The organism is Pediococcus damnosus (assembly GCF_001437255.1).
Classification (GTDB): domain Bacteria; phylum Bacillota; class Bacilli; order Lactobacillales; family Lactobacillaceae; genus Pediococcus; species Pediococcus damnosus.
The window spans coordinates 1-7,731 of sequence record NZ_JQBD01000087.1; the positions used below are offsets into that span (position 1 = coordinate 1).

The following is a 7,731-nucleotide window of genomic DNA, read 5'->3' on the forward strand; positions in this document are numbered from 1 at the left end:
TGACCATCTAGGAAAACCTTACACTAACGTTATCGGTTGCATAGACTTGACTGTTTTAATGCATTTGATTTATTAAATACCTGATCTAATCTTTTTACTGTATGTATCAAACTCACTTCTAAAAACAGCTTTTAATTTATTCACTTTACCGATATCATTAGGGGAAAAAGAATCATTAGAATTGCTACCATACGCAATTCTAACAAAAATAAAATTCAAAAATATTAGGTGAAAAGTAATCGCAGATTTTATAATCAAGTTAGCCACCTTGTAAAAGTGGTCAAATAAAGACACCAAGACGAAAAATCAGGTATCATTGAAGTTCCTACACAAACAATGAAAGAGGTTTTCGTCTTGGCGCAAGAACAGCTTACCATATCTCACTTAAAGGGTCATCATTTAACACAGATTGAACGAGGAAAAATTGCCGGACTACTTGCTGCAGGTAAATCTGCTCGTCAAATTGCGGCCGAAATTGGCGTTTGTCATCAAACTATCAACAATGAGCTCAAACGCGGCTGTATTCAACAGGTAAAGAAAGTTAATGGTAAAGAACAGTATTTTAATGTCTATGCACCTGATACAGCTCAAATTCATTATCAAACAAATCGTCAACGCTGTCATCGGCCTTTAAATTTCAAATCCATTACTAACTTTCTAGCCTACTTTGATGACCATTTCCATCAAGATCATTGGTCACCTGATGCCGCAGTTGGCTTCGCCCACAAACACCGTTTGTTCAAGCGTACAGAGATGGTCTGCACTAAGACCCTCTATAACTATATCGATGCGCAATTATTAGAAATTCGCAATCTTGATTTACTTGAGAAAACCAAGCGGCGTACGAAACATCACTGGTCGCATAAACATCGACGTTTAATTGGTAAAAGTATCGAGGAACGGCCTGAATGTGTCGATAAGCGCAGTGAATTTGGCCACTTTGAAATTGATACCGTGGTTGGTAAACGTAGTGGTCATGAGTGTGTGCTATTGACCTTCACTGAACGTAAAACCCGTTTTGACTTTATTCGTTTGATTGAAGGCAAAGATGCTGACTCAGTAGCCTATGCCATTAAAGGGATTTGTGCTGAGTTTGGTGATCTGATCAAATCTGTTACTGCTGACAATGGAACGGAGTTCACAGCCTTGGAGGAAGCTTTTACTGGCGTTGCCGATATTTATTATGCCCATCCATATAGTTCTTCTGAACGAGGAACCAATGAAACTCATAACCGCATGATTAGGCGTTATTTACCTAAGGGGTATTCACTAGATACAGTCAGTCCTAAGACTGTTGCTATCGTTGAAGACCGTCTCAACCAACTACCACGACGTATCTTAAAGTACCAAGCACCTGAAAAAGCTTTTCAGATTGAAGCAGCGCGTGCTCGCAGAGCTCACATTGCTTAACTATTTGTTCTAAGCTTCAATAGATATTCTGATATGTGCCCCGCAACTTCGCCTGCGGGGTGGCTAACTTGTTCTTGCAATTTACGGGTGAAAAGTAATGAAAAATCTGCAAACAAAAAATTATGAATTGCATTTTCCTGTTCAATCAGATGTTGATATCCTATTCCGATACCGGAGTAATATCGAAATTGCCCATAGTGAAGGCCGAATTCCTGATAAAAGCCGACAAGAAACTGCCAAATTTTTAACCCAATTATTGAGCAAAATTGATGCAGGCATTGTCAATTATTGGTTAATTTCTGATCATACGAAAAACCATTTGGGCGGTATTTCTATCTGGGGATTCAATCAAGAAAAAACAGAAGCTGAAGTAGGCTACGATATCTTACCTAAATTTCAAGGAAAAGGTGTGATAAGTGAAGTTTTTCCTGAAATTGAACAGTATGCTTTCACTGTTTTAAAATTACAAAAATTAAGCGTCTATACGAGCAAGATCGATATTCTTTCACAACACATTCTACGAAAAAACCATTATCGTTTAATCGAACATTGGATAGAAAAAAATTTAAAAGGTGAGCCAACCGATATGTTTCACTTTGCCAAAACAATCGAAGAATATCAAAAATAAACCAAGATCTAAAAAAGTCATGACAAAATTTGCCATGACTTTTTTAATATCTATTCAATTTTAGTTAATTGGAATTTGCTTGCCACTCTCTAATTTACTTTCACTCTTTGGCAAAGTAATTTTCAAAACCCCACCATCGTATGAAGCGCTGATCTTATCACGATCGATATCTGGTAGATAGAACTGACGTGACGTATTACTGAAACTACGTTCTTGACGAATCAAATTACCCTTTTCGTCTTTCTTTTCCTTGTTAACGTTATGCTTGCCTTCAATTGTCAGTGTATCGTTGTCGTAATTCAAAGAAATGTTTTCTTTTTTAAGACCTGGTAGTTCTGCGGAAACTTCATAATCTTTTTCGTTTTCACGGATGTCTGTCTTCATCGAGCTACCCTGGGTCATTGACTTGAAGAAATTCTTCCCAAAATTATCATAAAAATCAAATGGTGCAAAATCATCAAAATCTGTATTTCTTAACTCGTTAGCCATAATTCAAGACTCCTTTTAATATTATTTTTTGTACCTCATTTCTTGGTACATTTATATAGTATGACCTTCTGGGAATGAATGCAAGAATTTAGCACTCTTTATTGAAGAGTGCTAAACTGCAGTCTTAAAAAGCCTTTATATCAACGTTTTATTTCATGAGTTTTTAAACCCTGTAAAATAAAAAAACATCTTTAGGTTGAATTTTCACTCAACTTAAAGATGCTATTGTTAATCATTTATTTTTTAGTAAGTAACCATTTTATGAGTCTCATTAGGTTTGTCTTGAACCTTCAAGTCCAAAGCGTCGCCTAAAACGTGTAATGCTTTTTCTCGAGTTTTTACTTGGTCCATGTCGAAGATAATTGATTCAATGGCACCACCAACGAAGTCAAAACGTTCAAAGAAAATATATGGATTCTCATTATCACGTTGATGAAATTCATCTTCGATTTTTTCATAGAATCCTTCGCTCCACAAACGGTCTTTCAAATCAGGAAAATCATTTCGAGTAACAAAACCCTTTTCCTCGATCATATCAGCTGCTTGTTTCACATCTTCTTTGTCGAAGTCGATTTTTGCAATCTGTTCGGCGTCTGTTTCAACTTTAACTTTGTCATCTTTTGCCATTTTTGAGATCTCCTTAATTATTTTTACAACCTCATCTTAGCACCACTTTTAAAAATGGTTAAGTGAAACCCCTTTATTTTTAATTTCGTGAGGTGGCTAAATGCAGGCGGTGTCGTAATCCAAAGGCCTTATCAATCTCTGTCACAATTAAAACTATAATCCCGGCAATCACTGGTATTATCCAAAGCGATGCGTCTAAGCTTGCAGTACTAAAGATTTCCTGCATAAATGGTAAATAGGTAATTCCAGCCTGCAATATCAGTAAGATCCCGATTATGACAAAGGCCATCTTATTACGCAAAACATCTTTGGAAAGAGCCGGTTTAGGTGTCCGGATATTAAAGAGATAAAATATTTTTCCAAACACAATTACATTTAAGGTTACGGTACTTGCCACTGTAGAACTAAAGCCTTGCATTGTTAGCCAGTTGAAAGCCCCGATACCAAGACCAGCAATCAAAATTGCCACGTACACAATTTGCCAAACATCTTTTCGATTCAAGAAGGATTGATTACTCTTCCGCGGCATTCGCTTCATAATCCCTTCTTCAGCCGGTTCAAACAGGAAGGCAAATTGAATTGTAACGGCAGAAACCATGTTAATCCATAGTAACTGCGTTGGAACTAATGGTAATTCTTGCTGGAACATAATAGAAATTAGGACGATTAGCCCTTCAGCAAAACTAGTTGGTAATAAGAAACGAATCGTTTTCTTGATATTATCATAAACATGACGCCCCTCTTTAATGGCGGTCGTCAATGTCGCAAAGTTATCATCCGCTAAAACCATATCAGCAGCTTCTTTTGCAACATCAGTTCCCTTAATTCCCATCGCAATCCCAATGTCAGCTTTTTTCAAAGCGGGCGCATCATTAACCCCATCACCAGTCATTGCCGTTACCAATCCATTAGCCTGATAAGCTTCTACAATTCGTAGCTTATTCATCGGCGTGGTTCGCGCAAAGACGTTATAATCTTGGATAACTTCTTTCAATTTTTCATCTGAAAGTTCATCAATTTCAGCACCAGTGATTGCGGCAATATTTCCATCCAAACCAAGCTTTTTAGCAATGGCAGACGCAGTTTCAGGGTGATCACCCGTAATCATTTTGACTTTGATTCCGGCTTCACGCATTTCTTTCAATGCCACAATAGTTTCTTCTCTAGGCGGATCAATAATCCCAGCAATCCCTAGAAAATGCACCCCTTCAGCCATTATTTCTGGCGTCAGTTCATGCACATCATTGGAGACTTTACGATAACCTAGGGCTACCACTCGTTCGCCATCCCTTGCCAATTGGGACACTCGGTTTGTCCAATCAGGAATATCAAAACTACTATCCGCTTGTTTGGCCATTGTGAAAATTTTATCAGGCGAGCCCTTTACCAAAATAACCCGTTGTCCATCTGAATCTTCATCCAGTTTGGCAATGTATCGGTATTCTGAATCAAATGGAATTTTGTCTATTTCCACTAAATCGGGCTCATTTTTTTCAAATACTTTATGATACAGGGTTAAAAATGCACCATCTGTAGGTTCACCATTAATTTCCCACTTACCATCTTCCTCAATAAGACGGGTATCATTAGCTTCATGGCCAGCAACCATTAAACGATCAAGATCTTCGTCATGGCCCACAGAAATTGGTTGTCCATTCATCGTGATATGACCAGTTGGTGTATACCCAGTTCCAGTCACTTCATATCTACCATTTTGAGTAATCAGCGTGTCAATTGTCATTTCGTTTTTCGTTAATGTTCCGGTTTTATCAGTATTAATTACATCAACTGAACCAAGTGTTTCCACAGCCGGCAGGGTTTTGACAATTGCATTTTGTTTCGTCATCTTTTGAACGCCCATTGCCAAGACCACCGAAGTACTAGCTGGTAAACCTTCTGGAAGCGATCCAACCACCATTGTGATTACAGCGACCATCAACGCGGAAACCGAATAAACTCGTGTAATCAGGCCATAAATAGCCAATAAGACGGCTACAGCCACAATCGCATAAGAAATATATTTACCTAACCCATTAATTTCTTGCATCAGTGGGGTCGTTTTGGTTTTCACACTCTCCATGCTGGCGTTGATTTTACCAATTTCACTGTTTGCACCAGTTGCAGTTACAATTCCAAGCCCACTACCATTTGTAACGGCAGTTGAGGCATAAGCCATATTTAAACGATCCCCTAAAGGTGTCTTTGGGTCAGTTAGCGGCTCGTCATTTTTTAAAACAGAATCAGTTTCTCCAGTTAAAGAAGATTCCTGAATTTTTAAATTATCAGCAGTTAAGATTCGAAGATCAGCCGGCACGTTATCACCGGCCTCAAGAAAAACTAAGTCACCCACAACTAAGTTTTCGGCTTCAATATCATCTCGTTTGCCATCTCTAATCACCGTTGCAGAAACTTGCAGCATCTGTTTAATATTGTCAATGGCGTCAGAAGCCTTGCTCTCTTGAAAATATCCAATCAGTGCATTCACAATTACAACCAATCCAATTACAATTGAATCTGAATATTCTCGTAATATAAAAGTCGCAACCGCGGCCACAATAAGAATATAGGTAATACTGTTATTGAACTGTTTGAAAAAGCGGACCCACTTACTTTGCTTCTTTTGGACCAACGAGTTGGGCCCATCTTGTTCCAATCGTTCCTGGGCTTTCTCACTTGTTAGACCCTGATCAAGCGAAATATGATCCTGGGCCAAGAGTTGATCCGTTGTCTGAGTTATAAACGCGTGAGGAGGTTTACTCTTTTCAATTTCCCCACCATAGTCAGTGCTATCAGAAGCAGAACCTTTTGTCATAATTTAAATTTCCTCCTATTATTTCGAATTATCTTTTGTAAGTAGTATCATATCCAATTATGAGCTGAAAGTCAAAGAATACTTATCAGTTTTATAAGAAGAACGAAAATATTCATAGAATTTTCATATCTATTTTTCATAATCATTGCAAATTAACTGATATCATTGACTAATTTAAAAGATTTTTACCATGAGACGCGCTATAATATAAAGATAATGTAATTACAAAAGAAATGGGGAATGGTCCTTGGACAGCGGTCAGATAATCAGCGATACTATTATTATTTTGATTACCTTCATCATGGCATATTTTTTCGTCGCTGCTGAATTTGCACTTGTCGAAAGCCGATTAAGTGCCTTGGAAGAAGCAAAAGAAACAGCAGTTGGGGACGGCTCAAAAAGATTAATCGAGCAATCCACATGGTTTCGAATTTAAATGAGTACCTTTCTACCACACAGGTTGGAACCTCAGTCTGCGGGATTATCCTAGGTTGGATTGGTGAGTCATACGTCGAATATTTTATTATTAAGTTTTTCGGTTCTACACATTTAATTAATCAGGCTTCACTTCATGCTATTGGTGCAATTATTGGGGTCCTTCTTTTAACTTATTTAGAAGTTGTCATCACAGAAATCGTTCCAAAGAATATTAGTATTGATATTCCCTTAAAAGTTTTAATGAGACTTGTAAATCCATTGCACTGGTTTCATACCATATTCTATCCATTTGTCTGGCTACTAAATACTTCAGCCAACGGGATTGTTAAATTAATGGGTATGGAACCTGCTGAAGAAAATAATGAAGTTCTCTCTCAGGCTGAAATTCTGAGCTTATCTAAAAATTCAGTTACTGGTGGTGAACTAGACCAGAATGATTACGTCTACATGCAACGAGCATTCGATTTTAATGATAAAGTGGCTAAAGACATTATGATTGATCGTACGCAATTGGTTGTTTTAAACGTCGATGTAACGGTGGATGAAGCTTTACGAGTTTATTTACAGAAGCGGTTTAGCCGTTTTCCGGTTGTTGCAAATAATGATAAAGATAAAATTTTAGGTTATGTTTACAATTACGATCTCGTTCGTCAAAGTCGTGTGGACGGCAAGGTTAAAGTCAGCAAGCTCCTCAGAAACATCATTACCGTGCCGGAAACTGTGCTTATCCAGGATGTCCTCCAAAGAATGCTAAAAAAGCAGACCCCCATTTCAGTTGTCGTTGATGAATATGGTGGTACTAGTGGCATTATCACAGATAAAGATATCTACGAAGAGGTCTTTGGTACCATTAGTGATGAGGTCGACGATGTTTCTGGCGACTATATTCATAAAGAATCCGATGGGTCTTACCGAGTTAGCGGTAAAACTACAATGTATGATTTTGAGCGCTACTTTGGCATTGATGTTCCTGGATTTGAAGGTGAAGACGTCGTAACCATTGGCGGATACGTCATTGATCACCATCCAAATATCCAAGTTCATGACCAGGTTCGAATTGATCGCTACAACTTTGAAGTATTAGATAACGAAAATGCCCATATTGATTGGTTCCACGTCACAAGTATTTCAGATAATGAATTCAAGAAATTAAAAGAAGATGCGGAAACCAAACGTTTAAACGCGAATGGCTAAAGTATATGAAAAGAGTAGACTGTGAATGAAAATTCAATCTACTCTTTTTTTAAACCAATTTTTTCTTCTGAGGACGGCTCGACAAAGCAGAAGTCAAAATATAACGGGTCTCTGTCAAATCGTATTGGTGGAG

The 7,731-nt window shown here is 37.8% G+C and carries 5 protein-coding genes and 1 pseudogene; 3 read left to right on the forward strand and 3 right to left on the reverse strand.

What is annotated here, in order from left to right:
• Nucleotides 1-336: 336 nt before the first annotated feature.
• Nucleotides 337-1,410: an IS30 family transposase gene (locus IV84_RS08865; protein WP_046872425.1), complete on the forward strand. Its 1,074-nt coding sequence runs from the start codon at nt 337-339 to the stop codon at nt 1,408-1,410.
• Between the two features lie 97 nt (nt 1,411-1,507).
• Nucleotides 1,508-2,038 (forward strand): GNAT family N-acetyltransferase, encoded by a 531-nt coding sequence (locus IV84_RS08870; protein ID WP_052694569.1) that lies wholly within the window; start codon nt 1,508-1,510, stop codon nt 2,036-2,038.
• A gap of 60 nt (nt 2,039-2,098) precedes the next feature.
• Here IV84_RS08870 and IV84_RS08875 read toward each other — a convergent pair whose 3' ends face one another.
• The 3 genes from IV84_RS08875 to IV84_RS08885 all read right to left on the reverse strand — a co-directional run bounded on the left by IV84_RS08875 (nt 2,099) and on the right by IV84_RS08885 (nt 5,966).
• On the reverse strand, nt 2,099-2,527 hold the full coding sequence (locus IV84_RS08875) for an Hsp20/alpha crystallin family protein (RefSeq protein WP_046872426.1): 429 nt from the start codon (nt 2,525-2,527) through the stop codon (nt 2,099-2,101).
• Nucleotides 2,528-2,770: 243 nt separating this feature from the next.
• Nucleotides 2,771-3,154 carry a hypothetical protein gene (locus IV84_RS08880; RefSeq protein ID WP_056986457.1) on the reverse strand — a complete coding sequence of 128 codons (384 nt, stop codon included), beginning with the start codon at nt 3,152-3,154 and terminating at the stop codon, nt 2,771-2,773.
• 79 nt (nt 3,155-3,233) lie between these two features.
• A complete protein-coding gene (locus tag IV84_RS08885; RefSeq protein WP_046872428.1) occupies nt 3,234-5,966 on the reverse strand; it encodes an HAD-IC family P-type ATPase in 2,733 nt (910 codons plus the stop codon).
• Between the two features lie 247 nt (nt 5,967-6,213).
• On the opposite strand from IV84_RS08885, the pseudogene IV84_RS08890 reads away from it, so the two are divergent.
• A pseudogene (locus IV84_RS08890) lies at nt 6,214-7,598 on the forward strand (hemolysin family protein).
• Nucleotides 7,599-7,731 lie beyond the last annotated feature (133 nt).

What these genes read in the sequence shown, in the direction of transcription:
- IV84_RS08865 (WP_046872425.1), top strand. Translation starts at nt 337, where the DNA reads ATGAAAGAGGTTTTCGTCTTGGCGCAAGAACAGCTTACCATATCTCAC.
- IV84_RS08870 (WP_052694569.1), top strand. Translation starts at nt 1,508, where the DNA reads ATGAAAAATCTGCAAACAAAAAATTATGAATTGCATTTTCCTGTTCAA.
- IV84_RS08875 (WP_046872426.1), bottom strand. Translation starts at nt 2,527, where the DNA reads ATGGCTAACGAGTTAAGAAATACAGATTTTGATGATTTTGCACCATTT.
- IV84_RS08880 (WP_056986457.1), bottom strand. Translation starts at nt 3,154, where the DNA reads ATGGCAAAAGATGACAAAGTTAAAGTTGAAACAGACGCCGAACAGATT.
- IV84_RS08885 (WP_046872428.1), bottom strand. Translation starts at nt 5,966, where the DNA reads ATGACAAAAGGTTCTGCTTCTGATAGCACTGACTATGGTGGGGAAATT.